Raw genomic sequence first — 23,384 nt, 5'->3', positions numbered from 1 at the left:
GTGACCCGCGATCTTATCTTTGAATTAGGTACCGAAGAGATCCCGGCCCGCTTTATGCCCGGGGCTTTGGAACAAATGGCGGACCTTGCCGGGAGGCTTTTGGAGGAATATCGTTTAAAATACCGGCAGGTGACAACCTACGGCACCCCCCGGCGGCTGGCCCTCTACATAAGCGGCCTGGCCGAAGTCCAGGAGGAACGGGTCCAGGAGATCAAGGGACCGCCGCTAAAAGCCGCCTTTACTGCCGACGGCCAGCCCACGAAGGCCGTCCTGGGTTTTGCCAGGAATAACGGCGTAGAGGTAGGGGAACTGGTCACCCGCAGCATAAGCGGCGGGGAGTATGTCTTTGCCGTCAAGAAGGAAGCCGGGCGGCCGGCCCCGGAGGTCCTGCCGGACCTGCTCCTGGCCGTAGTCAATGGCTTGAGTTTTCCTAAACCCATGCGCTGGGGAACCCTTGACATGCGTTTCGCCCGCCCCATTCGCTGGGTCCTGGCCCTCTTCGGCGAGGACGTCGTTCCCCTGGAGGTGGCCGGCCTTCAGGCAGGCCGTGTCACCTACGGCCACCGCTTCCTGGCTCCCGGGCCCCATGAAGTACCGGCTGCCCCTGCCTACCTCCAGGTCCTGGAAAAAAACTACGTCCTGGTCGACCAGCACCGCCGTCGCAAGCTTATCTGGGAGCAGGTAACGCAACTGGCCGCCCGGGAAGGAGGCCGGGTGGAGGAAGACCCCGATTTACTGGAAGAGATTAATTACCTGCTGGAGTACCCCACCGCCCTGGCGGGCCGTTTTAATCCGGACTACTTAAAGCTCCCGCAAGAGGTAGTCATTACCCCCATGCGCGACCACCAGCGCTATTTCCCCGTGTGGAATGACCGGGGCGAACTCCTTCCCGTTTTTATCACCGTCCATAATGGTACGGCCGACCACGTGGACATAATCGGCCGCGGCAATGAAAGGGTACTGGCCGCCAGGCTCGCCGACGCCGCTTTCTTCTACCGTGAAGACCAGAAAATCCCCCTGGCCGGCAGGGTAAACAAGCTGGCAGAGATTGTCTTCCAGGAAAGCCTGGGGACCATGCTGGATAAGACCCGGCGCATCATGCGCCTGAGCCGCTTGCTGGTCGCTGAGCTGGACCTGCCGGGGGATATGGCCGCGGTTGTCACGCGCACGGCGGAGCTGGCCAAGGCCGACCTGGTAACCTCCATGGTTTACGAATTTCCTGAGCTCCAGGGAATCATGGGCTCCTATTACGCCGCCCACGACGGCGAAGCCGCCGAAGTTTGCCGGGGCATCCGCCAGCACTACTGGCCCCGCTTTGCCGGCGACCGCCTGCCCGATTCCTTAATGGGAATGGTCGTGGGCCTGGCCGACCGTTTGGATACCCTGGTAGGCTGCTTCGGCGCCGGGTTAGTCCCCACCGGTTCTCAAGATCCTTACGCCCTGCGGCGCCAGGCCACGGGTTTAGTGACTATGGCCGTGGAGCTGGATTTAAAATTTTCCCTGGCAGAGGTCATTACCGCTGCTTATGAAGGTTATAAGGAAGGCGGCATCAGGCTGGCCCGTGATTTAGATACCGTCCAGGAACAGCTGGCCGCTTTTTGCCGCCAGCGCCTGGAGCATCTCCTGGACGAAAAGGGCATCCGTTTTGATGTCATCCAGGCCTGTCTGGCCGCCGGCAGTGACGACCTGGCCGGCGTCTACCACCGTGCCCGGGAATTAAACGCCTTCCGGGAAGAAGAAGGTTTTGCCGCCCTGCAGACGGCCTTCACCCGCGCCTTCAACCTGGCCCGCCAGGCGGGAGAAAGGTATGTCCTGGACCCGGGGAAATTAAAAGAAAAAGTGGAGTTCGACCTCTACCGGGCCCTCGAAGAGGTGCGGCGTCTGGCACGGCCAAAGCTTGAAGCAGGCAGCTACCTGGAAGCCTTAAAGGCCATGGCCCTCCTGCGGGAACCCATTGACGCTTTCTTTGACGGTGTCCTGGTCATGGCCCCGGAAAGGGAAGTTCGCACGAACCGCCTGGCCCTCCTCCAGGAGGTAGTGGACCTGGTCTTCCAGGTGGCCGATTTTTCTCGCCTGGTACCGTGAGGGGAAACTTTAAAAGTTTAGAAGGAAAATGCTCGGGTATGTGGTATACCTTACAGAGTATACAGGATGGGGGCCGGGAGGAGGGGTAAAAGGTGCAGCTTTCCCCGCGGCAACAGCAGATAGTAGCCATCGTTAAACGTTCCGGGCCCATTACCAGCCAGCAGATTGCCGAAGAGTTAAACCTTACCCGTGCCGCCCTGCGCCCGGATCTGGCCGTCCTCACCATGTCCGGCATCCTGGAAGCCCGCCCCCGGGTAGGCTATTTTTTAAGCAGCAAGCCTTCCCAGGCCCTGGTAGCAGAAGAGATTAAAAAGATCAAAGTAAGCGACGTCAAAGGCCTGCCACGGGTCATAAGGGCTAATGCAGCTGTATATGATGCCATTGTGAGCATGTTTATCGAGGATGTCGGTACCCTGGTGGTAGTCGACGAGGAAGGGCACCTTGAGGGCGTCGTCTCCCGCAAGGATTTGCTGAAGGCCGCCATTGGCGGCGGTGACCTGCACAGGATGCCGGTCTCGGTTATTATGACGCGGATGCCCAATATCATCTGCACCACGCCGGAAGAATCCGTCCTGACGGCAGCCCGGAAAATAATAGAACATGAAGTCGATGCCCTGCCGGTAGTCCGCCCCGTGGAGGGGCAGGGGAAAAAACTGGAGGTAATAGGCCGCCTGACCAAGACGACCATCACCAGGCTTTTTGTGGAACTGGGGGAAGGCGGACGCTAGGAAGGAGGGTTTACCATCGGCGTTATCTACATCATTTCCGATTCCTTGGGGGAGACGGCCGAATATGTGGTCCGGGCGGCGGCCAGCCAGTTTGACGGCGGCGAGCTGGACATCCGCCGGGTACCCTATGTAACCGACACCGAGCACCTGGAAGAGGTAATAAACGAAGCGGCCCAGGAAAAGGGCATTATTGCCTTTACCCTGGTCCTGCCAGAATTAAAAAAGCGGCTCCAGGAACTGGCTGCGGGGCGCGGGCTGACGGCAGTCGATCTCCTCGGTCCCCTGATGGATGCCATTGGCAGGGCAACCGGGGTAGAGCCGCGGCTGGAGCCGGGCCTCATCCGCCGCCTGGATGAGGAATATTTTCGCAAGATGGAGGCCATTGACTTTGCCGTCAAATACGATAACGGCAAGGATACCCGGGGCCTATTATATGCAGACCTGGTTTTAATCGGCGTTTCCCGGACTTCCAAGACGCCGGTCTGTATGTACCTGGCCCATCAACGCCTGCGGGCCGCCAATCTTGCCCTGGTGCCCGAGGTGCCCCTGCCCGAAGAATTACTTTCCCTGCCGCCGGAAAAGATAATAGGGCTGACTATAGATGCGGAAAAGCTGTACCAGATTCGCCAGGAGCGTTTGAAAACCCTGGGCCTTCCGGGTCAGGCCGGCTATGCCACCCGGAGCCGTATTGAACAGGAGCTGGCCTATGCCCGCCAGGTAATGGAGCGGCTGGGCTGCCCGGTGATCGACGTTACCAATAAGGCCGTCGAAGAGACGGCCGGTAAAATACTCCAAATATATTATCGGAGGGAAGGTTATGGCAAATAAAAAGTATGTCTACCTGTTCAGCGAGGGTAGGGCCGACATGCGGCGCCTCCTGGGTGGTAAAGGCGCCAACCTCGCCGAAATGACCAACATCGGCCTGCCCGTGCCCCAGGGGATTACCATTACCTGCGAGGCCTGCAATGAATACAACCGCCTGGGCCAGCAGTTCCCACCCGGCATGGAGGAAGAAGTTGCCGCTCGTCTGAAGGATCTCGAGGCCATTAACGGGAAAAAACTCGGCGACCCCCAGAATCCCCTGCTTGTCTCCGTCCGTTCCGGGGCGCCCGTATCCATGCCCGGTATGATGGACACCATCCTGAACCTGGGTTTAAACGATGAGTCAGTAAAGGGCCTGGCCGCCCAGACCAACGACGAGCGCTTTGCCCTGGACTGCTACCGCCGCTTCATCCAGATGTTTGGCAATGTCGTCCTGGGAATCGAACATAACAATTTTGAAGCTGTCCTGGAAAAACATAAAGAACGCCTGGGTGTCAAATTTGACAACGAGTTGACCCCAGAAGCTTTACGAGAGGTTATTGCCGAGTACAAGGATGTCGTCAAGAACCACAGCGGCCGCGACTTCCCCCAGGACCCCCAGGAACAGCTTTACATGGCCATCCGCGCCGTCTTTGGCTCCTGGAACAACCCGCGGGCCATCGTCTACCGCAAGATTAATAAGATTCCCGATGACCTTGGTACAGCCGTCAACATCCAGACCATGGTCTTCGGCAACATGGGCCCCACCAGCGGTACCGGCGTGGCCTTTACCCGCAACCCATCCACCGGCGAGAAGGGCGTCTATGGCGAGTACCTCATCAACGCCCAGGGTGAAGACGTAGTGGCCGGCATCCGCACGCCCAAGCCCATCAGCAGCCTGAAGGAAGAAATGCCGGAAGTCTACCGCCAGTTTGAAGATATCTGCCAGCTCCTGGAGAAGCACTACCGCGACATGCAGGATATCGAGTTTACCATTGAGAAAGGCAAGCTCTTCATCCTCCAGACCCGCAACGGCAAGCGCACGGCGGCTGCGGCCGTTAAAATTGCCGTCGACATGGTCAACGAAGGCCTGATTACCAGAGAAGAAGCCGTCCTGCGCGTCGACGCCGATCAATTAGGCCAGCTCATGCACCGCCGCATCGACCCCAAAGCCAAACTGCAGGTGGTAGCCAAAGGCCTGCCGGCTTCCCCCGGCGCCGCCTCCGGCCAGGTGGTATTTGACGCCGATGAAGCCGAAAAAATGGGCCTCGACGGGCAAAAGGTCATCCTGGTGCGTACCGAAACCACCCCGGATGACATCCATGGCATCGTCCAGGCCCAGGGCGTGCTGACGGCCCGGGGCGGCATGACCAGCCACGCGGCCGTGGTGGCCCGGGGCATGGGCAAACCGGCCGTCACCGGCTGCGACGCCATTAAAATTGACGTCGAAAACAAGCGCTTCTTTATTGGCGACCTGGTGGTTAAAGAAGGCGACATCATCTCCATCGACGGCTCTACCGGTAACGTCATGCTGGGTGAAGTCCCCTTGATTGACCCGCAGCTGACAGGTGAATTTGAAACCATCCTGGAGTGGGCCGATTCCTTCCGCCGGCTCAAAGTCCGCGCCAATGCCGACACGCCGGAAGACGCCCAGAGGTCCCGGGAATTCGGCGCCGAGGGCATTGGCCTCACCCGTACCGAGCACATGTTCATGCAGGTCGACCGGCTGCCCGTTGTCCAGGAGATGATCCTGGCTAAGACCAAAGAAGAACGCGAAGCGGCCCTGGCCAAGCTCCTGCCCATGCAGCAGGGCGACTTCTACGGTATCTTGAAGGCCATGGAAGGGCTGCCGGTGACCATCCGGCTTCTCGACCCGCCCCTGCACGAGTTCCTGCCCAATATTGAGGAACTGCTGGTGGATGTCACCCGCCTCCAGGCTACGGGTGGCGATCCCAAAGAGCTGGAAGCCAAGCAAACCCTCCTGCGCGAGGTGCGGGCGCGGCACGAATTTAACCCCATGCTGGGTCACCGTGGCTGCCGCTTAGGGATCACCTACCCGGAGATCTACGCAATGCAGGCCCGGGCTATCTTCCAGGCCGTCGCCCAGCTGGTCAAAGAAGGGGTTAAAGTCCTGCCGGAAGTGGAGATCCCCCTGGTCATCCATGTCAATGAATTAAAGCGCCTCCACGAGCTGGTGGATGAAGTGGCTGCGGCCGTCAAGAAAGAAACAGGCGTCGACTTCGAGTACAAGGTCGGCACCATGATCGAAATGCCGCGGGCCTGCGCCACGGCCGATGAAATTGCCAGGGAAGCCGAGTTCTTCTCCTTTGGCACCAACGACCTGACCCAGACCACCTTTGGCTTCAGCCGTGACGACGCCGAAGGCAAATTCCTGCACCAGTATGTCGATGAAAAGATCCTGAAAGAGGATCCCTTCATCGTCCTCGACCGCGACGGCGTAGGCAAATTCATGAAAATGGCCGTCGAACTGGGCCGCAGCACCAATCCCAAACTGGAAGTCGGCATCTGCGGCGAGCACGGCGGCGAACCCAGCTCGGTAGAGTTCTGTCACCAGATCGGCCTCAACTACGTCAGCTGCTCACCCTTCCGGGTGCCGGTAGCCAGACTGGCCGCCGCCCAGGCCGCTTTGAAGGAGAAAAAGGGCCAGCTGGAGCAAAAGGGAGAATAATAAGGCTTGCGGGCACTTTAAGCAGCCGTCCATTTAACTCATGCTAACCTGGCAGCGGCCGGTCGAAAAGATCGGCCGCTACTAATATCGCCCAACACGGGTGGTCAGGTTGCGTTCCCGCAGTGTCCGGATTGGATGAGGGCCTAGGGCCTGCCCTCAAAAGCAAGGGATTATTAAATAAGTAAACATAAAATTATGTATAATCAACTTTTCTCATTACACTGATTAATAGTTGATGAGTAATACTTTTTTTTGATAATAGGTATTCTCCTCTAGAATTTCCGTTATGACAAATAACATAGTAAAATATAAACCAGAAAGTTAAAACTAAATTTGGAGGGAAAAATTTTGTTTGAAAACCCTGCTTTTAGGAAGAGGGCGCTGCCGGTTCTGATCTTGGGTATATTCATGATGTATTTTTATTCCGGTCTCCAAAATGACCACCTCAATGTTTTAACGGCTTACTATCAGAACCTGGGGTGGAATGCTATTACCATCACCAATCCGGTGACAATTGCCGGCTTTATTATTATCTTAATTACACCCATAGTAGGTACTTTGATGATTAAATACGGCGTAACCAGGGTTATGGTACCCTGCACAATCGTCCTGGCACTGGCCACCATCGGTTTGGCTCTTGCCGGCACTAATGTCGTCATGTACAGCATATCTCTCTTCCTCGTGCGCCTGTTTGTGCTGCCTTTGCAGATGGGAGCATTCATGCTCTGCACCAACTGGTTCGTAAACTTTCGCGGCCGCGCCCTGGGCTTGATAACCATAGGCAACCCCCTCTGTACCGCAACCCTTATCGCCGGCCTCACTGCCGGTGTGGCTGCACTCGGGTTCACCTGGACTTATTCTATAGTCGGCATTATTGTTCTAGTACTAGCAATCCTTATCGGTATCTTTATTAAGTCCACCCCCGAGGAGTGCGGGCTGTATCCGGACGGTTATAATCAACCTCCTCGTACAACAGAAAATACCCACATCATGACCCTGAAAGAAGTCTTTGCCAATAAAGGTTCTTATCTCTTGATTATTTCCTTCGGTTTCCTCCAGTTCTGCATTGTCGCCATTATGGCCTTCTTCGTGCCCCGGATGAATATGACGGGTACCGATATGAGCGTTACTTTGACATGGTTGTCCATTGCCGCTGTCTGCGCTTTACCCGTCAGCTATATCCTAGGAATTATCGATGATAAATTTGGTACCGTAACCGCCAGTTTGATTCTGTGCCTTACTTACCTGTTGGCAATCATTTCACTGCTTAAGATGACCGCCAACAACATACCCCTAATAGCGATGGCTGCTTTCGGTATTGCCGGCGTCACGGGTGGTACCCCGAACCTGCATCCTTCCATTACGGCTTATGTCTACGGGCGGCAAAACTACCAGGCTGCCAACCGCTGGATCATGGCCATCCAGGCAATTATTATGGCCTTTGCCATTTACTTCATGTCCGCCATCCTTGATGCTACCGGCAGCCTGGACCTGGCTTATAAGATCATGGTTGTAATGGTTATCATCGCCATGTTCTGCCTGGTTTTAATCGGCAGGAAACCGGACTTCGACCGCGGCTACAAGGGTGCGAGAACCAGGAGTTAAGATACCAGGCATCACCTTAAAGTGCAGCTCGCTATGCCCGCCTATCTAACCAGGCGGGCTTTTATATTTCCTCGTGTAGAGAGGGCATTAACAACCGCAGTTCCGCGGGGAAGTCTGGCCAGGAAGTGGCTCCTTTTACCGTCGAATATCTGCTTCCTTGCTGAAAGCAAGAAGCTGGAGGAAGAATTTAAAATTTACGTTAGTTTCACATATCCTTTGCCCTGTTTAATAGCCTCTTTTAAAACATCGTCAACTTGTTCTTTGCCGGCTGCCTGTCTGAGATACTCCATATCTATTTCCTCTCGATGGAGAGCAAGCAGTTTCGCCGCCCACCGGGCATCGGCAGGGCTCTTCCAGAATTTTGCTGCCGCCAGCCGGTCAATTATCAAGTCTTCAACCCCGATTATATAAACCTCCAGGCCGTTTATTTCCACCGTCGTCAGCTTGTCTAAAGAACCGGCAAGGTATTCGACGGGTATTTCCAGTGCCAGGTCAAGCTCTTCATGATACCAGTGCCGCTCACCGGGCCGGTGTAAAAAACCCATTTCAGCAAGAACAGCCCCGGCCTGCTCCCTGCCGTTGACGACCAGGTCCATATCTTTGGTCGCGTACCCACCCAAGGTATAAAATTCCAGCGCCCGCCCACCTACCAGGATGGGTTTTATACCTAAAGGTTTAAGGGCTGACGTCAAAACAGCCAGTACCCCCAGGGCTTTTTTAAGCTGGTCTTTTTCTTGCATTAACGGTTCTAGCATTGTTATTAAATCCTTATCCATTCCACCTGTACCTCCGGGGTCCGATCTTTTCCAGGCGCTTGCTGGCCAGAGCTTGCTGCCAGCGGTGCCGGTCCAATAGAAAAAGGATTTTTTCCTCTTCAGGGTCGCGAGGTTTACGAGAATAATCGCCCCTGCCTGTATGTGCCGCCCAGCGGGTATAAAGGTGGAGCGATTTTTTGCGTAACTCTTTCATGTATTCATCGTAATCTATGCGTCGCATCAAATCACCCGTCATTTGTAATCTCCCGGTCGTTTTGTGGCAATACTTTCTGAAAAGTTTCTAGCGTTTTTCGTTCTCATACCTGTTTAACAATCGGCGAATTTTTATGGCACCTGGTGTTCCGGTGAAATTTGTAGTGCCTGGCTGGCTTTTTATTAGTTGCAACACTTTTATGCTAATCCATCCGGTAAATATTGTCAACAATAATTGAAAACCTTCGGGGTGTCACCCGCCGTCCTTTACCAGGCATGTTTACATATTTCCCGGTGGGAAGGGCAATAATATTCCCCGGATGGAAGCAGGACCGAAGGGGAGGTAGCTACATGTATATTAGCAACATCAGTCCCGGACCGGGAATGGGGATGCAGAGCGGTTTCGCCGGATTTTCCGGCTTTCCCGGCAGCGCGGTCTTCAATTACAGCTTTATCCCCACGGCGACAGGCTGGCGGGCCGGGGCGGGAACCGGCTATCCGGCCATGGGCTTGAGCTACAACCCGGCCCTCGGCTGGCATGCCGATATCCAGGCAGCGCCCTATTCCGGCATAGGACAGTACTGGGGCGGCTTCGGGCAACCAATGATCAGCGGCTTTAACCCCGCCATGTTCTCCGGGCAGTTTGCCGGTATGGGCGGGTTTGCCGCTTCGGGCCAGCCCTTGAGCAGTGGTTTTCCGGGTTTGATGGGCGGTATCGGCATGACCAGTGCCATAGCTCCTGCCGGCGGGATGATCCAGCCCCGCATTGAGCTGGCCGAGACCAACAGTGACGTAGTAGTCACTGCGGAACTGCCCAACATCAATCCTAACAACCTGCAGCTGACTGTAACCGACGACTCGTTAAGTATTTCCGCCCTGGCAATTTCCGGCGGCATGACTACCAGCCTGCACCGGACGGTAGCCCTGCCTTGCTCGGTAAGAGCTGAGCATGTCGATGCTACCTACAGCAACGGCATCTTGGAAGCACGCCTGCCGAAGTCGGACCTTACAGCCCGGCGGCGGGTCAAGGTAAACGTTACCGGTTAGAAAAACTGATTAAATCCGGGCCTGCTTCCATTCCAATCTTACCTTCGAGGTGAACTGATATGCTCCAAACCCAGGGTCACTGGCCCATGACGGCAATGCCCATGCCCGGATGGACGCCTGCCCCGGCCGATGTACTGGTAGCGCCTGTGAATGTTCTGGAAAGAGATAACGACATAATTTACATATTTGCCGTTCCCGGCGCCCGCCCGGAGGATATGCGGGTAGAGATCCGCCGGCAGATTCTAGAAATAAAAGGGAACGCCTCTCTGCCGGGCGATGGCCAGTATGTTTACCGGTACCAGGAATGGCCGGCAGGGAGTTTCTATCGCTTCGTGCCCCTTCCCCCGGAATTAGACCCTGAAAAGGCGGTGGCCAGCTTCAGCCAGGGCCTTTTGACGGTACGCTTTCCCAAACCTGGCGGCGGCCGGCAGGTAGCCGTTAACATCCAGGCGCCGGTACAGGAGCAGGGACAGGAAAGTACGCAGGATAGCCAACCTGGCCACCAGGTGCGGGCCCATTTGATTTAAACCCCGGTTAAGATATTTGCTCCTCAACAGGCAGCCACGATTAGCTTTCCTGCCTGGCGCGGCAGCTGGTTAAGGCCAGCTGCTGCTGTTTTCCTGGTCGTCCCGGATGACTAGGTAACTCCCGGAGACAGGAGCACCGAAAGTGGCCGGGTAACCCGAGGAGGACGTCAGGGCGCGGTAGGGATTGCGGGTCGGGATGACCCGGATGTTTGGCCGGGGCCGGCCGGGCTGCGACGGGTTGCTACTTGCGGTATTGTGCATATGTTTCTCCCTTCCTTCCCGTTTTCTTTGCGGTCAAGCCTTTACCCCGCCTCTCTTTTCTCGTCGCCGGAGGGTATTAAACCAGCCGGCGCCAGCCCTGGCGGGTAAAGGTGACGTTGACGGGCGGGGCGCCTTCCCGGGGCTGGTTTTCCCGGGTGATAGTGCCGTTAAAGATGAAGGCATCCAGGCAGGGGACACTTTCGATAATGCCGCCGGTGGCCTCAAATTCTACGGCGTATTCCTGGGGTTTCAAGAGGGCCGCCGGGTTAAAAGGTTCCAGGAGCTTCAAATCGGCTTCGTAATCCAGGTAAAGCTGCCATATTAATTCCTCGAGTCTCGCCGGTGGGGCGGTTATATTGAGTTTGATATCCTGCACCGCTTCCCTCCGGGAAATCATGTGGTTGTGGGCATATAGCCTCTCCGTCAGGTTTTTGATGATATCCTCCACGCGGCCGCCTTCGTCTGCCGGCATGTGCAGTTCCAGGAGTTTCCTGGCCAGGGAGCGGATCAGGGCGTAGTTGCGGTGCACGTTGCCCAGGGCCAGGGGATGAACCTTTTCAACCAGGCGGTTAAACACTGCCGCCAGGCTGTTTTCACTTTCCAGGCCGGCAATTTCCCGGGCCAAGGAAAGGTAGGCCATGACGTCTTCCACGCTGACGGGCAGGCGGGCAACCGGATTGGCCGGATCCTCGGGGTTAAAGGCGTTGGCTACGCTGGGGTCGATAGGCCCCAGCTCGCCCAGGGGACCCATAACGATTTCGTCCGCTCCCAGGCAGATGAGGGTGCCGGCGCTGGCGGCGCGAAAGGGCACCAGGACGCCCAGGTGCCGGGTAAATTCCCGCAGCAGGTTTACCAGGCGCCAGGGGGTCAGGATATCGCCGCCGCGGGTATAGAGGAAGAGATCGAGACGGGGCCGGGGGCCTAGGGCCAGGAGGTGGCGGTAAAAGACGCGGATGACGTCGGGAGCTATGCGGGTACCAAGGTTTTCCCGGTCGCCGGTAAAATAGCAGATAAGCGCCGCCTGGCGTTCGGCTTCGATCTGCTGTAAAAGTGGCAGGCGTTCGGCCCTTCCCACATGTATCGCCCTCCCGAGGCGAGGTTAAAGATAGTATTTCCCGCCGGGGGATGAAAAACACTTCGTTGATCCTTAATCCTTTAATTGTTATACTATAAGTAATACAAAAAGAAGGGGGTGATATGTCATGGCTAGTATTTCCGGCAGGGTTTCCAAAATGACAGCAGTAAGATTGCCTTTAAAGGTTATTCATGAAATTGATACCATGGTCGGTAAGGGAAACCGGTCGAAGTTCATTGCCATGGCTATTGAAAAAGAACTCAAACGGCAAAAACGCCTGGCCTATGTACAAAATTCCGAAGGCCTATTCAAAGAGGACCTGGTACCGGATAAGAAGCCCGGGGAAGATGACACTCTGGCTTTTGTGAAACGCTTGCGAGAGTTAGATGCGAGGGAAGAGTAAATGATCCTGGAGGTAGAAGCCGGCGGGGCTTTGGTTGACACGGACTTCTTGATTGATTTAAACCGTGGTAAGGGCAGCAAATGGCGCCAGAAGGCAGAAAAATTGCTGTATGATATTAATTACGAGAATCTTTTTGTATCCAATATTACCGTGACAGAATTCATAACTGGCATCCCGCGAGATAAGCGGGAAGAAGTTCAAAATATGCTACGCCAGTTATATTATTATATTGCCCCAACCTATGATGAGGCTTTCCTGGCCGGCACATTGCGGCAAGAATGGCGGAGTAAAGGGTATTCTATATCCATCGCTGATGTAACTAACGCTGCTATAGCCATATCGAGGAAACTTGTATTGGTTACAAGAAATACGAAACACTATCCCTTTGAACAACTTCTGATTAAAAGCTGGTAAATATAATAGTTGTATCCATCATGGAGCGATGTCTTCGCTACCTGATTTGCAGTCTTTAAAAACAAATCCCACTTCACTGATCACCTTAAACCCATGTTCCCTGAGTAGAGCCGCCGTCACGCCGGGGCCGGGACGGGTAGTACCGGTAAAAGAACCGTCATAGATTAGTTTGCTTCCGCACGAGGGGCTTTTTTCTTTTAAGACCACCAGTTCCGTACCCATCTCCCGGGCCTTTGCCAGGGTGGCTACCGCACCGCGGAGGAAGGCATCCGTCACATCCCGGCCTTCCTTATCCACCACCCGGGCCCTGCCGGCCAGGACGTCATGGCCGTCGCCGCCCTGGATTTCCGCCGGCGGCCGGGGTATGGTTAAACCTCCCAGGGTTTCCGGGCAGACAGGTGTGGCCTTTCCCTCCCGGACCAGGGCAGCTATAGCCGGTACCAGGTTGTGGCCGCCGCTGTATTTACACTTTTCGCCTGCCAGGCAGGCGCTGACCAGGATTCTCACCATTTAATCACCCTATATCAATTTAACATTATTATTACCGGTGCGTCAAATTTCAGCTTACACCGTAAACAGTCTGTGGTAAAATAAGAAAAATGCCTGTGCGGGGGGAGAGTTATGATTATTACTACCACCAATACAATAGAGGGTCATCAGATACGGGCATACCTGGGGATAGTGGCTGGCGAGGCCATTATGGGAGCCAATATCGTCCGCGATCTTTTTGCCAGCATTACCGATATTGTGGGCGGCCGCTCGGGAGCCTACGAAACAAAACTGGCCCAGGCCAGGGAGATTGCCCTGCGGGAAATGGTCGACAAGGCCAGGGAACTGGGCGGGGATGCCGTAGTTGGGGTCGACATTGACTATGAGGTAGTAAGGGAAGGCATGCTTATGGTGACGGCCGCCGGTACGGCCGTGAAGCTTGATTAGAGGTGCGGTTTATTTTAAAAGGTATCGGCCCGGGGATTTGATGTGGACGGACATCACTGCCGGTACTGCAGCCTGCGCCGTACCAGTCATTTAAGCCGTGCAAAGGGGGCCGGTTGAAGCGGGAAAATGAAAGAAGTAACCATCTACACCGACGGCGCCTGTTCCGGCAACCCCGGTCCCGGGGGATGGGGGGCCGTCCTGATCTACGGCGACAAACGCAAAGAGATCTCCGGGGCCGAAACCCGTACTACCAACCAGCGCATGGAGATCACCGCAGCCATCGCCGCCCTGAAAACATTGAAGGAGCCGTGCCACGTCCGCCTTTACAGCGACAGTGCCTATCTTGTCAACGCCTTTCGCCAGGGGTGGCTGGACCGCTGGCAACGTAACGGCTGGTTGACGGTTAAAAAAGAACCGGTGGAAAACCAGGATTTGTGGCGGGAACTGCTGCAGGTCGCTTCCCGGCATCAGGTGGAATGGTTAAAGGTCAGGGGCCATGCCGATAATGCTGAAAACAACCGCTGCGATGAACTGGCCCGGGCGGCAATTAGGCAGTTATTACAGCAGGAAATTCCATCTTTATAGCGAATAGTAAATATTATCAACTATCTCCGGTGCCTCCGGCGGTGCCTGTTCCTGCCGGGCATGACATCTTATAAATGGACGAAAGCTTAATAAAGGGGGGCCTCTAATGGCCAAATGGTCATGTTTAGCCTGCGGTTATATCTATGATCCCGGGGAAGGGGATCCAGACGGCGGCATTGCCCCGGGGACGGCCTTTGCAGACCTGCCGGAGGATTGGGCCTGTCCTAACTGTGGCCTGGGTAAAGAGAACTTTGAACCCCTGTAGCCGGTTATGGGCGGCGCTGCCAGCGCCGCCTTAATGTTATCCATCCCCTGGCAACCGGCGTACCGGGTGCGGTTATACGACCGTTTTAAGCAGGAGAAGGAGTTCTCGTGGCGAAAAAAGTATTAATTGCCGGGGTGATAAAGCAGGCCGGTCCGGTCGCCCGGGCAAGGAATATTAACAAAAGGGGAAATGGGTCATGTTAATTGTCGGCATTAACGGCAGCCCCAAAAAAGAAGGCAATACAGCCTTCCTGGTACGGGAAGGGCTGGCGGCTGCCGCTGCATCCGGGGCAGAGACGGCCCTCATCCATGTTGCCGATGCCCTGGCCGATCAGAAAATACCTTATTGTACCCAGTGCTCAACCCCCTGCCGGGGAGCCTGTTCCCGGGATAATCTCCTGGGTGAGGCCTTTAACCTCCTGCGACTGGCGGACGGGGTTCTTATCGGCAGCCCGGTATATTTCGGCAGTGTTTCGGCCCAGCTTAAGGCCTTCTGGGATAAAGGCCGGGTCTTACGCAAAGAAAAGGCCCTGTACAACGTCGCCGGCGCCGGGGTCACCGTGGGCGGCAGCCGTTTTGGCGGCCAGGAGACGACCCTTAAAGCCCTTTTTGACATGATGCTTATCCAGGGCATGATGATTGTCGGCGACGGTTTCATCGAGGCCGACTGCGGTCACCAGGGCAGTTGCGGCCAGGCCCCGTCCGGAAGCGATGAATTTGCCGTCACCAGGGTTCGCCTTACGGGCAAGCGCCTGGCCGAGGTGGCGGCGGCCACCACAGCCTTACGCCGGCACCGCGGTTAGGGGGGTGAGGGTATGCTCCTGCGGTTGGAAGCCGAAAAACGGGAAGAAGCCATTTTAAGCCCCCTGGCGAGTTTAAGCAGCCGTACCAGGGGCCGTCAAGTACCGGAGGAGCCCTGCCCCGTCCGTACCGAATACCAGCGGGACCGCGACCGGATTATCCACTCCAAAGCCTTCCGCCGCCTGAAGCATAAAACCCAGGTTTTCATCGCCCCGGAAGGAGACCATTACCGCACCCGGCTGACCCACACCCTGGAAGTAGCCCAGATCAGCCGTACCATTGCCCGGGCACTGCGTCTCAATGAAGACCTGACCGAGGCCATTGCCCTCGGTCACGACCTGGGCCACACCCCTTTTGGCCATTCTGGTGAAGAAGCTTTAAACGAAGTAGTGCCGGGCGGCTTTAAACACAACCTCCAGAGCCTGAGGGTGGTTGAATTCCTGGAAGACGGCCGCGGTCTTAACCTTACCTGGGAAGTCCGTGACGGTATAGTCAACCATACCGGGCCGGTCAAACCGGGGACCCTGGAAGGCCAGATTATCTGCTATGCTGACCGCATCGCCTACATTAACCATGACATTGATGACGCCCTGCGGGCCGGCATTATTACCCGGGAACAACTCCCGGCCGATTGCCTGCAAATCCTGGGCGACACCCACCGCCAGCGCATTGATACCATGGTGACGGACATAATCCGCTTCAGCTGGGAGCACGGCCGTATCGCCATGAGCCCCGGGGTCCAGAGGGCCACGGATAAACTACGCGAATTCCTTTTTAAAAATGTCTACATCGGTTCCCCGGCCAAGGTAGAGGAAGGCAAAGCAAAAAATCTCTTAAAACAGCTCTACTTTTACTACCTGGAGCACCCGGATGCCCTGCCGCCTCCCGTCCACACCGGTGACGAACTGCCCCGGCGGGTCTGTGACTATATAGCCGGAATGACCGACCGTTTTGCTATCATCCAGTATACCCGGCTTTTCGTTCCTTCCGGCTTTCCCTCCTGAAACAGCTAAAAGCGCAAAAGCCAAAAGGCCGGTTCAACCAGGTGGCAGGAGGTGCTTCAAAGGCATAAAAAATGGGAAGGCGAAGGAACCTCTTCGCTCGTCAGGCTATCCGCTCGCTGACGATACGGCGGCAGGATTCCTCTCGCCTTCCGGAACATATTTTAACCATATAATGCGAACTTTATACCAGACAAAAAAGGAATACCTCAAACGGTACTCCTTGAAAAATAGAAAAAGGGAGGTTGAGAAAAGGATGAAGGTTGCCCTTCAACGTATAGTATAGCATACAAATATATAAAAGTCAGCACCCGGATCACCGTGGCTGTCGCAAGGCAAGATTTGGCATAAATATAGGCGCCTATCCGGGCCCCTACTGCCGGGTCTTGAAATAGGGCTGGAAGATGGCCAGGAGAACGCTCCGGTAGAGGACATAGAGAATACTGCCGCCTATAAGGGCGATTAGAATTAAAGCCACGCCCTTGCCCACTTTTCCACCTCCTGTTAATCCTTCTATTGCCCGTCCTGTTGATTCAGGTTGGGTCGAAGTACCGGCATCTTCATGTTTTCAGTTTACCGCCGGCAATCAAGCTGTATGCAGCCGGGAGGAGGTATAATCTGGTAAAGCCGGACAAATAATAGGAAAAAGCGAAAATAAGGCCCCAAAAAGAGGATATTGCGTTCTGATAGCGAATTGTATTAGCACATGTGGTCCCGGGAGGTGGTTTCCGTGACAGCCTCCTTCAGCCAGGAAGTGATCGATGAGGTAAAGGACAGGGTAGACATCGTCGAAATCATCGGTAGCTATGTCCGGCTTAAAAAAAGCGGTCGCAATTACGTCGGTCTTTGCCCTTTTCATAACGAAAAGACCCCCTCTTTTACCGTCAGCCCTGATAAGCAGATGTTTTACTGTTTCGGCTGCGGTACGGGAGGCGATGTTCTCGCTTTTTTGATGAAGCAAGACGGCCTCAGCTTTCCCGAAGCTGTGAAAGCCCTGGCCACCAGGGTGGGGATTGACCTGGATGGCGCCGGAGATTCACCGGCCGCCAGGCGCGAGAGGGAATGGAGGGAACGCCTGTACCAGCTGGGGGCATTAGCTGCCAGCTTTTATTATCGCCTTCTTATAAGTCACCCGGCAGGAAAACCGGCCCGCTCATATCTCCGGCAGCGGGGGGTGAGAGGAGAAACGGCACGGGTTTTTGAGCTGGGGTATGCCCCGGACGCGGGGAAGGCCCTGGTAGATTACCTGCAGCGCCAGGGTTTCAGTAACAGTGAAATTGAGCAGGCAGGCCTGAGCATTACCCGGCCATCCCTGGGGACGTCCGATCGCTTTCGTGGGCGCCTCATGTTCCCCATAAAAGACAGCCGCGGCCGGGTGATAGGTTTCGGCGGCCGGATTTTACAGGAAGGGCACCCCAAATATTTAAATTCCCCGGAGACAGCTCTATTTCACAAAGGCCGCCACCTTTACGGGCTGCATTTGGCCCTGCCGGGGATGCGGCGGGAAGGCCGGGCCGTCCTTGTTGAAGGGTATATGGACGTAATTGCCGCCTGGCAGCATGGTATTGATAATGCCGTCGCCTCCCTGGGAACGGCTTTGACTCCCGAACAGGCCCGGGAGCTGAAAAAATATGTACAGGAAGTGATTATCGCCTACGATGCCGACAGGGCGGGGGAAGCCGCCACTTTAAGGGGTATGGACATCCTGGCTGCTGCCGGCCTCCAGGTACGCGTCCTGCAGCTCCCGGAAGGGAAGGACCCTGATGAATTTTTAGCCGTGCGGGGAGTAGCGGCATTCCGGGAATTAATAGAAACCAGCCAGGCCCTGATGGAATTTCGCATCAATAAAGCCGTTGCCGCCAACGACCCTACCAGGCCCCTGGGCAGGAAAGCCATTATGGCCGCAGTTCTTCCCGGCCTGCGCCGGGTTAAGGATGTCGTCGAACAGGAAGCCTATGTCCGGCTGTTGAGCCGTCATACAGGGATATCCGAAGCCGCCATCCTGAAAGCCCTGAGCCAGGCACCCGCCGGGGACAGGGTAAGAGGAAAAACAGCAGTAAAAGGACCCCGGGTAGAAGCCCCCGTGGCGGGAAACCGGTCCATAAACCCGGGAGAGTTATTCTTGCTCCAGGCATATTTAAGCAGCCCCGGCCTGGCGGCCGGCATTGACGGCGAATTGGGAGAAGAATGGGGTGACAGCCCGGCGGTCCGGAGTCTAACTGCCCTCGTCCGGGAAAAGCGCCGGGAAACACCGGAACTGGCCGGCCTGCAACTGGCCCGGTTTTTAACCGGGCGGGGGGTGCCGGAATGGGACGCCCTCATTGCCCGTATTACCCTGGCCGGCGGCCTTGGACCCGTCCGGGAACAGGCCGTCAAAAAAGCAATCCTCCTCTACAAGCTCCAGCGCCTGCAAAAACAGGAAAAGGAAATAAGAATTGCTCTGGCACGGGCGGAAAACAGCGGCGCCACCGGCCAGGTTCAAGAACTTCAGGAACAAATCTTTCACCTGCAGCAGACGATAAAAGCGTTAAAATCCGGAAGGGGGGAGTAACGGTGAAAGAAGAACAGAAGAGACAAAAAGTCAAGGAGTTGATTGAAAAGGGCAGGAGTCACGGCGCCTTAACCTACCGCGAGATAATGGATGCCCTTGAGGGAATCGAACTCTCCCCCGAACAGATTGACGATATTTACGAGCAACTCAACCAGATGGGGATTGAGATTTTGCCCGAACCGGTAGAGCTGGAAACCCTGGAAAAAGAAGAGGGCGAAAGCGTCGACGCCGACCTTGATCTATCGATTCCTGAAAACGTGGCCATTGACGATCCGGTACGTATGTACCTTAAAGAGATTGGCCGGGTACCGCTGCTGACGCCGGAAGAAGAAATCGAGCTGGCTAAAAGGATGGAGCAGGGCGACGAAGAAGCCAAAAGACGCCTGGCGGAGGCCAACTTACGCCTGGTGGTCAGCATCGCCAAGCGCTATGTCGGCCGCGGTATGCTGTTTTTGGACCTCATCCAGGAAGGTAACCTGGGCCTGATCAAGGCGGTAGAAAAATTCGATTACCGCAAGGGCTACAAGTTCAGCACCTATGCCACCTGGTGGATCCGCCAGGCCATAACCCGGGCCATTGCCGACCAGGCGCGGACCATCAGGATCCCGGTGCACATGGTAGAAACCATCAATAAATTGATCAGGGTGCAGCGCCAGCTGCTCCAGGAGCTGGGCCGTGACCCCACGCCCGAAGAAATCGCCAAGGAAATGGATGTCTCCGTAGAGCGGGTGCGCGAGATTATGAAGATCGCCCAGGAACCGGTATCCCTGGAGACACCTATTGGCGAAGAAGAAGACAGCCACCTGGGGGATTTCATCGAAGACGAGGACGCCCAGGCCCCGGCCGAAGCAGCTTCCTTCATGCTTCTCCGGGAACAGTTGGAGGAAGTGCTGGATTCCCTGACGCCCAGGGAAAAGCGAGTTTTGCGCCTGCGTTTCGGCCTGGATGACGGCAGGGCGCGTACCCTGGAAGAAGTTGGCCAGGAATTCGGCGTCACCAGGGAACGCATCCGCCAGATCGAAGCCAAGGCCCTGAGAAAGCTACGCCACCCCAGCCGCAGTAAAAAGCTGAAAGACTACCTGGAGTAGCCGCAGGCCGGTTGCAAGTTTCAGCATCTGGCTGTTGACCGGCGCGTCCTTTCCGGGTATAATATACCTGTCTGGTGGTTTTCCTCGGTAGCTCAATGGTAGAGCGCCCGGCTGTTAACCGGGTGGTTGCAGGTTCGAGCCCTGCCCGGGGAGCCATAAAGGGCCCATAGCTCAACGGTAGAGCTGCCGGCTCATAACCGGTTGGTTCCTGGTTCGAATCCGGGTGGGCCCACCATAAAGTGAAGACAAGGCCAGCAGCGGGGGTCAGGAGGTGACCGTGAAATGCTGGCCTTTTTTAATTATTGCCATGACCCATCTTGCAGTAGCGCGGCTGCCGGCGGGATCGCCGGTATCAGGCTCCCGGCACGCCTGGAGGCCGTAGCCCGTATGGTGCCGCCGGGAAGCCTTGTCGCCGATATCGGCACCGACCACGCCTATCTTCCTCTATACCTGGTCGCTAGCGGTCGCTGCCTGCGGGTTATTGCCGTGGAAGCGGCGCCGGGCCCTTACCGGCGCGCCCTGGCCGCTGTGGCGGCGGCAGGCCTCCGGGAACAGGTGGAAGTGCGCCTGGGAGAAGGCCTTACGCCGCTGCGGCCCGGGGAAGTAGATACGGTAACCATGGCCGGCCTGGGCGCCCTGACCCAGCAAAAAATCCTGGAGGATGCGCCGGAGGTAAGGCAGGAGTTAAAACTCTTGATCCTCCAGCCCCAGGGAGAAGCCGGGCCCCTGCGCCGCTATCTCGCCGCCGGCGGCTGGTATTTATGTAACGAAGACCTTGTTTACGAGAAAGGTCATTATTATGTCATCCTTGCCGCCGGCCGCGGCCCTAGCCCGGCTTACAGCGAACTGGAGTGGGATGTAGGCCCCCTCTTGCTGCAGCGCCGCCATCCCCTGCTGCAGGATTATCTCATACACAAGATGGAAAAGCTATCAGCGGCCGTCAAGCAACTGGCTTCCGGCCGCGGAACCCGTGCCAGAGACAGGCTGGCGGACTTAAGCCGGCAGCTGGAAGAGATACAGGAGGTGCTAGCATGGCTGCCAGGTGCAGCGAGATCATAGCCGTTATGGAGGGACTGGCGCCGCCGGAACTGGCCGCCGAATGGGACAACGTCGGCCTGATGCTGGGCTCGCCCGAGGCGGAAGTCCGCCGGGTCTTGGTCTGCCTGGATGTCACCATGGCGGTAGCCGCGGAAGCTGCCGCCAGGGGGGCCAATCTCATTATCAGCCATCACCCCCTTTTTTTCCGCCCTGTTAAATCCTTGCGTTTTGATAGAGCCCCGGGTGATCTGGTCCGGCGCCTCATGCAGGATAATATCATGGTCTACTCGGCCCATACCAATTTAGACAGCGCCGATCTGGGCGTCAGCTATCACCTGGCGGTGAAACTGGAACTGGAAGATATCCAGGTCCTCCGGCCAACCCACCGGGAGAAATATTACAAGCTGGTTACCTTTGTACCCGAAGACCATGAAAAGGTTGTACGGGAAGCCATTACCCGGGCCGGAGCCGGCTGGATCGGCAACTATTCCGACTGCACTTTCCGGGTGGCAGGCACCGGAACATTCCTGCCCCTGACCGGCACCAGGCCTTATATAGGCCATGAAGGGGAAGTTACAGAGGTTAAAGAATACCGCCTGGAAACCATTATCCCCACCGGCAGGCTACATGAAGTGGTCCAGGCATTGCTGCAGGCCCACCCTTACGAGGAAGTAGCTTACGACATTTATCCCCTGGCCAACGAAGGCCCGGCTGCGGGTATCGGCCGTATAGGGGTTTTATCCCAGGCCGTGCCCCTGCAGGAATTTGCCCTGCAGGTAAAGGAAACCCTGGGTGCAGCCCGGGTCAACGTGGTAGGGGAAAGGGAGCGAAAAGTTAAAAAGATAGCCGTCTGCGGCGGGGCCGGCAGCGACGTCATGAATACCGCCCTGGCTGCCGGGGCCGACGTGCTGGTCACCGGCGATTTAAAATTTCACGAAGCCCAGGCTGCCATAAGTATGGGCCTGGCAGTCATTGACGCCGGTCACTTTGCCACCGAAAGGCTGATCGTCCCGGCCCTGGTGACCTACCTGCAGGACCAGCTGCAGGAGCGGGAAGTAATGGTCCTGGCTTCCCAGAAAGAGCAGGAACCGTGGTATGTAATCTAGCAAACGCGAGGTTACCGTTCGTCCTTGACAGGATGGTATAAAGGGTGTTATATTTAAATCCGCTGAAGAAAACTACACAGGTGCTTTTGAGTAAACCGGATGGTCGCGGGCGCGCACGCGCCTGAGGAAAGTCCGAGCTCCGCAGGGCAGGGTGCTGGATAACGTCCAGTGGAGGCGACTCCAAGGATAGTGCCACAGAAACAGACCGCCCAGCACTCTAGTGCCGGGCAAGGGTGGAAAGGTGAGGTAAGAGCTCACCAGCGGTTAGGCGACTAACCGGCTCGGTAAACCCCACCTGGAGCAAGACCGAATAGGGGGACAAAAGGGGTGGCCCGCCCTGTCCCCGGGTAAGGTCGCTGGAGGCGCCAGGCAACTGGCGTCCAAGATAGATGACCATCCAAGACAGAACTCGGCTTACAGGTTTGCTCAAAAGACCTTTTGCTGGACTTATGGGTTATCACCTCTTCTTACGGGTCACATTTTAGGACCCGGGAAGGGGTGATAATCTTTTTTAACGGGCTCTGATAAAAAACTCCCTCAGAGTCTGCGCAGTAGCTCGTAATGTGGTATTACCGCAGGAAGGGCAAAGCATTGCGGTGGGTTAGATTAAGGTTTACCCTTCTTACAGAATGTGGTATTATATAAATGAGGTGTTATGGGTGTCGCCAGAGATCAGGGAATGGTTGGACCAGGCCGAATACGATTTATCGACTGCCAGGGCCATGTTCCACTCAAGAAAATATATTTATATGATTTATATATGCCAGTTAGCTTTAGAAAAAGCCTTGAAGGCTGTCGTTGCACTGCGGACAAATAAAACCCCGCCTAAAACTCATAAGTTATTACTTCTTGCGAAAATGGGTCAGATATCTTTGTTGGATGATCACCTTGAATTTTTAGGAATCTTAGATGCAATAGGTTCTGGAGCACGTTACCCAAAAAATTTTGCTGCCGCTCGAAAAACTTATACCCGTACTGTTGCCCAGGATTATCTGGTAAAAACGGAGGAACTATTGGAATGGATAAAGAAAGAGATGATATTCAAACAATCATAAAACAGTTTGCTGAAGCATTAAAAAGCCAGGGTATTCATATCGATAGGATCATCCTGTTTGGATCCCAGGCCAGAGGCGATGCCAGAGAAGATAGTGATATAGATTTGCTGGTAGTATCGCCTGATTTTGCAAGAATGCCCCTGTATCGCCGCTATGAGGTGCTGGGTAAAGCCCTGGCCAAGGTGATGCAGCCGATTGAACCGCTAGCCTGTACACCCGAAGAAGTGCAGCTAGAAAAATTAAGCAAAGTCAGCTTTCTTTATGACATCCTGGCGCGACAGAAAACTGTTGAGTATCAAATATTATAAGAAAGGATAGGCGTAATTCCCGCCACTCGTTCTTCTTGGCGCGATATG

The 23,384-nt window shown here is 55.7% G+C and carries 25 protein-coding genes, 2 tRNA genes and 1 other RNA gene; 23 read left to right on the top strand and 5 right to left on the bottom strand.

Going from position 1 to position 23,384, the window contains the following annotated elements; translation table 11 throughout:
- The 5 genes from glyS (at position 1) to NWF31_RS09450 (ending at position 7,908) form a co-directional block, all read left to right on the top strand.
- The gene (glyS, locus tag NWF31_RS09470; protein WP_258360255.1) at positions 1–2,085 is read left to right on the top strand and encodes a glycine--tRNA ligase subunit beta; all 2,085 of its coding nucleotides are present in this window, start codon (positions 1–3) and stop codon (positions 2,083–2,085) included.
- A gap of 92 nt (positions 2,086–2,177) precedes the next feature.
- Positions 2,178–2,813, top strand: coding sequence for a transcriptional regulator CcpN (gene ccpN / locus NWF31_RS14800; RefSeq protein ID WP_258360254.1), 636 nt, complete (start codon positions 2,178–2,180; stop codon positions 2,811–2,813).
- A 15-nt stretch (positions 2,814–2,828) separates the two neighbouring features.
- Positions 2,829–3,641 carry a pyruvate, water dikinase regulatory protein gene (locus NWF31_RS09460; RefSeq protein ID WP_258360329.1) on the top strand — a complete coding sequence of 271 codons (813 nt, stop codon included), beginning with the start codon at positions 2,829–2,831 and terminating at the stop codon, positions 3,639–3,641.
- On the top strand, positions 3,631–6,303 hold the full coding sequence (gene ppdK, locus NWF31_RS09455; protein WP_258360253.1) for a pyruvate, phosphate dikinase: 2,673 nt from the start codon (positions 3,631–3,633) through the stop codon (positions 6,301–6,303). Before NWF31_RS09460 ends, ppdK begins: the two co-directional genes overlap by 11 nt.
- Before the next feature lie 348 nt (positions 6,304–6,651).
- The gene (locus tag NWF31_RS09450; protein ID WP_258360252.1) at positions 6,652–7,908 is read left to right on the top strand and encodes an MFS transporter; all 1,257 of its coding nucleotides are present in this window, start codon (positions 6,652–6,654) and stop codon (positions 7,906–7,908) included.
- Positions 7,909–8,102: 194 nt separating this feature from the next.
- Here NWF31_RS09450 and NWF31_RS09445 read toward each other — a convergent pair whose 3' ends face one another.
- Entirely contained in the window at positions 8,103–8,684 is a 582-nt protein-coding gene (locus tag NWF31_RS09445) for a hypothetical protein (RefSeq protein WP_258360251.1), read from the bottom strand.
- Positions 8,677–8,919: a hypothetical protein gene (locus NWF31_RS09440; RefSeq protein ID WP_258360250.1), complete on the bottom strand. Its 243-nt coding sequence runs from the start codon at positions 8,917–8,919 to the stop codon at positions 8,677–8,679. Before NWF31_RS09440 ends, NWF31_RS09445 begins: the two co-directional genes overlap by 8 nt.
- 308 nt (positions 8,920–9,227) lie before the next feature.
- Between NWF31_RS09440 and NWF31_RS09435 the strand changes: the two genes are divergently transcribed.
- Together NWF31_RS09435 and NWF31_RS09430 are read left to right on the top strand one after the other, a co-directional pair.
- Positions 9,228–9,923, top strand: coding sequence for an Hsp20/alpha crystallin family protein (locus NWF31_RS09435; RefSeq protein WP_258360249.1), 696 nt, complete (start codon positions 9,228–9,230; stop codon positions 9,921–9,923).
- A 59-nt stretch (positions 9,924–9,982) separates the two neighbouring features.
- Complete coding sequence (locus NWF31_RS09430; RefSeq protein ID WP_258360248.1) at positions 9,983–10,450, top strand: Hsp20/alpha crystallin family protein; 468 nt, start codon at positions 9,983–9,985, stop codon at positions 10,448–10,450.
- A gap of 69 nt (positions 10,451–10,519) precedes the next feature.
- Here NWF31_RS09430 and NWF31_RS09425 read toward each other — a convergent pair whose 3' ends face one another.
- Both NWF31_RS09425 and NWF31_RS09420 read right to left on the bottom strand, forming a co-directional pair.
- Positions 10,520–10,711 (bottom strand): hypothetical protein, encoded by a 192-nt coding sequence (locus NWF31_RS09425; RefSeq protein WP_258360247.1) that lies wholly within the window; start codon positions 10,709–10,711, stop codon positions 10,520–10,522.
- Between the two features lie 76 nt (positions 10,712–10,787).
- On the bottom strand, positions 10,788–11,786 hold the full coding sequence (locus NWF31_RS09420; RefSeq protein ID WP_258360246.1) for an SDH family Clp fold serine proteinase: 999 nt from the start codon (positions 11,784–11,786) through the stop codon (positions 10,788–10,790).
- Between the two features lie 157 nt (positions 11,787–11,943).
- Here NWF31_RS09420 and NWF31_RS09415 point away from each other — a divergent pair, with 157 nt between their 5' ends.
- The gene (locus NWF31_RS09415; RefSeq protein ID WP_258360245.1) at positions 11,944–12,189 is read left to right on the top strand and encodes a YlcI/YnfO family protein; all 246 of its coding nucleotides are present in this window, start codon (positions 11,944–11,946) and stop codon (positions 12,187–12,189) included.
- A complete protein-coding gene (locus NWF31_RS09410; protein ID WP_258360244.1) occupies positions 12,190–12,603 on the top strand; it encodes a type II toxin-antitoxin system VapC family toxin in 414 nt (137 codons plus the stop codon).
- Between the two features lie 18 nt (positions 12,604–12,621).
- On the opposite strand, the gene NWF31_RS09405 is transcribed toward NWF31_RS09410, so the two are convergent.
- The gene (locus NWF31_RS09405) at positions 12,622–13,113 is read right to left on the bottom strand and encodes a 2-thiouracil desulfurase family protein (protein WP_258360243.1); all 492 of its coding nucleotides are present in this window, start codon (positions 13,111–13,113) and stop codon (positions 12,622–12,624) included.
- A 111-nt stretch (positions 13,114–13,224) separates the two neighbouring features.
- Here NWF31_RS09405 and NWF31_RS09400 point away from each other — a divergent pair, with 111 nt between their 5' ends.
- The 14 genes from NWF31_RS09400 to NWF31_RS09335 all read left to right on the top strand — a co-directional run bounded on the left by NWF31_RS09400 (position 13,225) and on the right by NWF31_RS09335 (position 23,336).
- Positions 13,225–13,539, top strand: coding sequence for a YbjQ family protein (locus NWF31_RS09400; protein WP_258360242.1), 315 nt, complete (start codon positions 13,225–13,227; stop codon positions 13,537–13,539).
- A 126-nt stretch (positions 13,540–13,665) separates the two neighbouring features.
- On the top strand, positions 13,666–14,124 hold the full coding sequence (gene rnhA, locus NWF31_RS09395; RefSeq protein WP_258360241.1) for a ribonuclease HI: 459 nt from the start codon (positions 13,666–13,668) through the stop codon (positions 14,122–14,124).
- A 106-nt stretch (positions 14,125–14,230) separates the two neighbouring features.
- Positions 14,231–14,389, top strand: coding sequence for a rubredoxin (gene rd / locus NWF31_RS09390; protein WP_258360240.1), 159 nt, complete (start codon positions 14,231–14,233; stop codon positions 14,387–14,389).
- Between the two features lie 196 nt (positions 14,390–14,585).
- Entirely contained in the window at positions 14,586–15,191 is a 606-nt protein-coding gene (locus NWF31_RS09385) for a flavodoxin family protein (RefSeq protein WP_258360239.1), read from the top strand.
- A gap of 12 nt (positions 15,192–15,203) precedes the next feature.
- The gene (locus NWF31_RS09380) at positions 15,204–16,193 is read left to right on the top strand and encodes a deoxyguanosinetriphosphate triphosphohydrolase (protein WP_258360238.1); all 990 of its coding nucleotides are present in this window, start codon (positions 15,204–15,206) and stop codon (positions 16,191–16,193) included.
- Positions 16,194–16,920: 727 nt separating this feature from the next.
- Positions 16,921–18,741, top strand: a complete 1,821-nt coding sequence (dnaG, locus tag NWF31_RS09375) for a DNA primase (protein ID WP_258360237.1) — start codon at positions 16,921–16,923, stop codon at positions 18,739–18,741.
- A gap of 2 nt (positions 18,742–18,743) precedes the next feature.
- Positions 18,744–19,829 carry an RNA polymerase sigma factor RpoD gene (rpoD, locus tag NWF31_RS09370; RefSeq protein ID WP_258360236.1) on the top strand — a complete coding sequence of 362 codons (1,086 nt, stop codon included), beginning with the start codon at positions 18,744–18,746 and terminating at the stop codon, positions 19,827–19,829.
- 81 nt (positions 19,830–19,910) lie between these two features.
- A tRNA-Asn gene (locus NWF31_RS09365) sits at positions 19,911–19,985 on the top strand.
- A gap of 4 nt (positions 19,986–19,989) precedes the next feature.
- A tRNA-Ile gene (locus NWF31_RS09360) sits at positions 19,990–20,064 on the top strand.
- Between the two features lie 47 nt (positions 20,065–20,111).
- Positions 20,112–20,888, top strand: coding sequence for a tRNA (adenine(22)-N(1))-methyltransferase (locus NWF31_RS09355; protein WP_258360235.1), 777 nt, complete (start codon positions 20,112–20,114; stop codon positions 20,886–20,888).
- On the top strand, positions 20,861–21,973 hold the full coding sequence (locus NWF31_RS09350; RefSeq protein ID WP_258360234.1) for a Nif3-like dinuclear metal center hexameric protein: 1,113 nt from the start codon (positions 20,861–20,863) through the stop codon (positions 21,971–21,973). The genes NWF31_RS09355 and NWF31_RS09350 overlap by 28 nt, the downstream gene beginning before the upstream one ends.
- An 87-nt stretch (positions 21,974–22,060) precedes the next feature.
- An RNA gene (gene rnpB, locus NWF31_RS09345) (RNase P RNA component class A) lies at positions 22,061–22,406 on the top strand.
- 226 nt (positions 22,407–22,632) lie between these two features.
- On the top strand, positions 22,633–23,028 hold the full coding sequence (locus tag NWF31_RS09340) for a HEPN domain-containing protein (RefSeq protein WP_258360233.1): 396 nt from the start codon (positions 22,633–22,635) through the stop codon (positions 23,026–23,028).
- The gene (locus tag NWF31_RS09335) at positions 22,992–23,336 is read left to right on the top strand and encodes a nucleotidyltransferase domain-containing protein (RefSeq protein WP_258360232.1); all 345 of its coding nucleotides are present in this window, start codon (positions 22,992–22,994) and stop codon (positions 23,334–23,336) included. Before NWF31_RS09340 ends, NWF31_RS09335 begins: the two co-directional genes overlap by 37 nt.
- Positions 23,337–23,384 lie beyond the last annotated feature (48 nt).

The sequence above is a fragment of the Neomoorella sulfitireducens genome, assembly GCF_024733845.1.
Lineage (GTDB): Bacteria > Bacillota > DSM-521 > Neomoorellales > Neomoorellaceae > Neomoorella > Neomoorella sulfitireducens.
This window is presented reverse-complemented; position numbering and strand designations above follow the sequence as displayed.

Bases quoted from the DNA above. Each gene is read 5' to 3' on its own strand.
- ppdK (WP_258360253.1), top strand. From the start codon at position 3,631: ATGGCAAATAAAAAGTATGTCTACCTGTTCAGCGAGGGTAGGGCCGAC.
- NWF31_RS09445 (WP_258360251.1), bottom strand. From the start codon at position 8,684: ATGGATAAGGATTTAATAACAATGCTAGAACCGTTAATGCAAGAAAAA.
- NWF31_RS09440 (WP_258360250.1), bottom strand. From the start codon at position 8,919: ATGACGGGTGATTTGATGCGACGCATAGATTACGATGAATACATGAAA.
- NWF31_RS09435 (WP_258360249.1), top strand. From the start codon at position 9,228: ATGTATATTAGCAACATCAGTCCCGGACCGGGAATGGGGATGCAGAGC.
- NWF31_RS09430 (WP_258360248.1), top strand. From the start codon at position 9,983: ATGCTCCAAACCCAGGGTCACTGGCCCATGACGGCAATGCCCATGCCC.
- NWF31_RS09425 (WP_258360247.1), bottom strand. From the start codon at position 10,711: ATGCACAATACCGCAAGTAGCAACCCGTCGCAGCCCGGCCGGCCCCGG.
- NWF31_RS09415 (WP_258360245.1), top strand. From the start codon at position 11,944: ATGACAGCAGTAAGATTGCCTTTAAAGGTTATTCATGAAATTGATACC.
- NWF31_RS09410 (WP_258360244.1), top strand. From the start codon at position 12,190: ATGATCCTGGAGGTAGAAGCCGGCGGGGCTTTGGTTGACACGGACTTC.
- NWF31_RS09405 (WP_258360243.1), bottom strand. From the start codon at position 13,113: ATGGTGAGAATCCTGGTCAGCGCCTGCCTGGCAGGCGAAAAGTGTAAA.
- NWF31_RS09400 (WP_258360242.1), top strand. From the start codon at position 13,225: ATGATTATTACTACCACCAATACAATAGAGGGTCATCAGATACGGGCA.
- rnhA (WP_258360241.1), top strand. From the start codon at position 13,666: ATGAAAGAAGTAACCATCTACACCGACGGCGCCTGTTCCGGCAACCCC.
- rd (WP_258360240.1), top strand. From the start codon at position 14,231: ATGGCCAAATGGTCATGTTTAGCCTGCGGTTATATCTATGATCCCGGG.
- NWF31_RS09385 (WP_258360239.1), top strand. From the start codon at position 14,586: ATGTTAATTGTCGGCATTAACGGCAGCCCCAAAAAAGAAGGCAATACA.
- NWF31_RS09380 (WP_258360238.1), top strand. From the start codon at position 15,204: ATGCTCCTGCGGTTGGAAGCCGAAAAACGGGAAGAAGCCATTTTAAGC.
- NWF31_RS09355 (WP_258360235.1), top strand. From the start codon at position 20,112: ATGCTGGCCTTTTTTAATTATTGCCATGACCCATCTTGCAGTAGCGCG.
- NWF31_RS09350 (WP_258360234.1), top strand. From the start codon at position 20,861: ATGGCTGCCAGGTGCAGCGAGATCATAGCCGTTATGGAGGGACTGGCG.
- NWF31_RS09335 (WP_258360232.1), top strand. From the start codon at position 22,992: ATGGATAAAGAAAGAGATGATATTCAAACAATCATAAAACAGTTTGCT.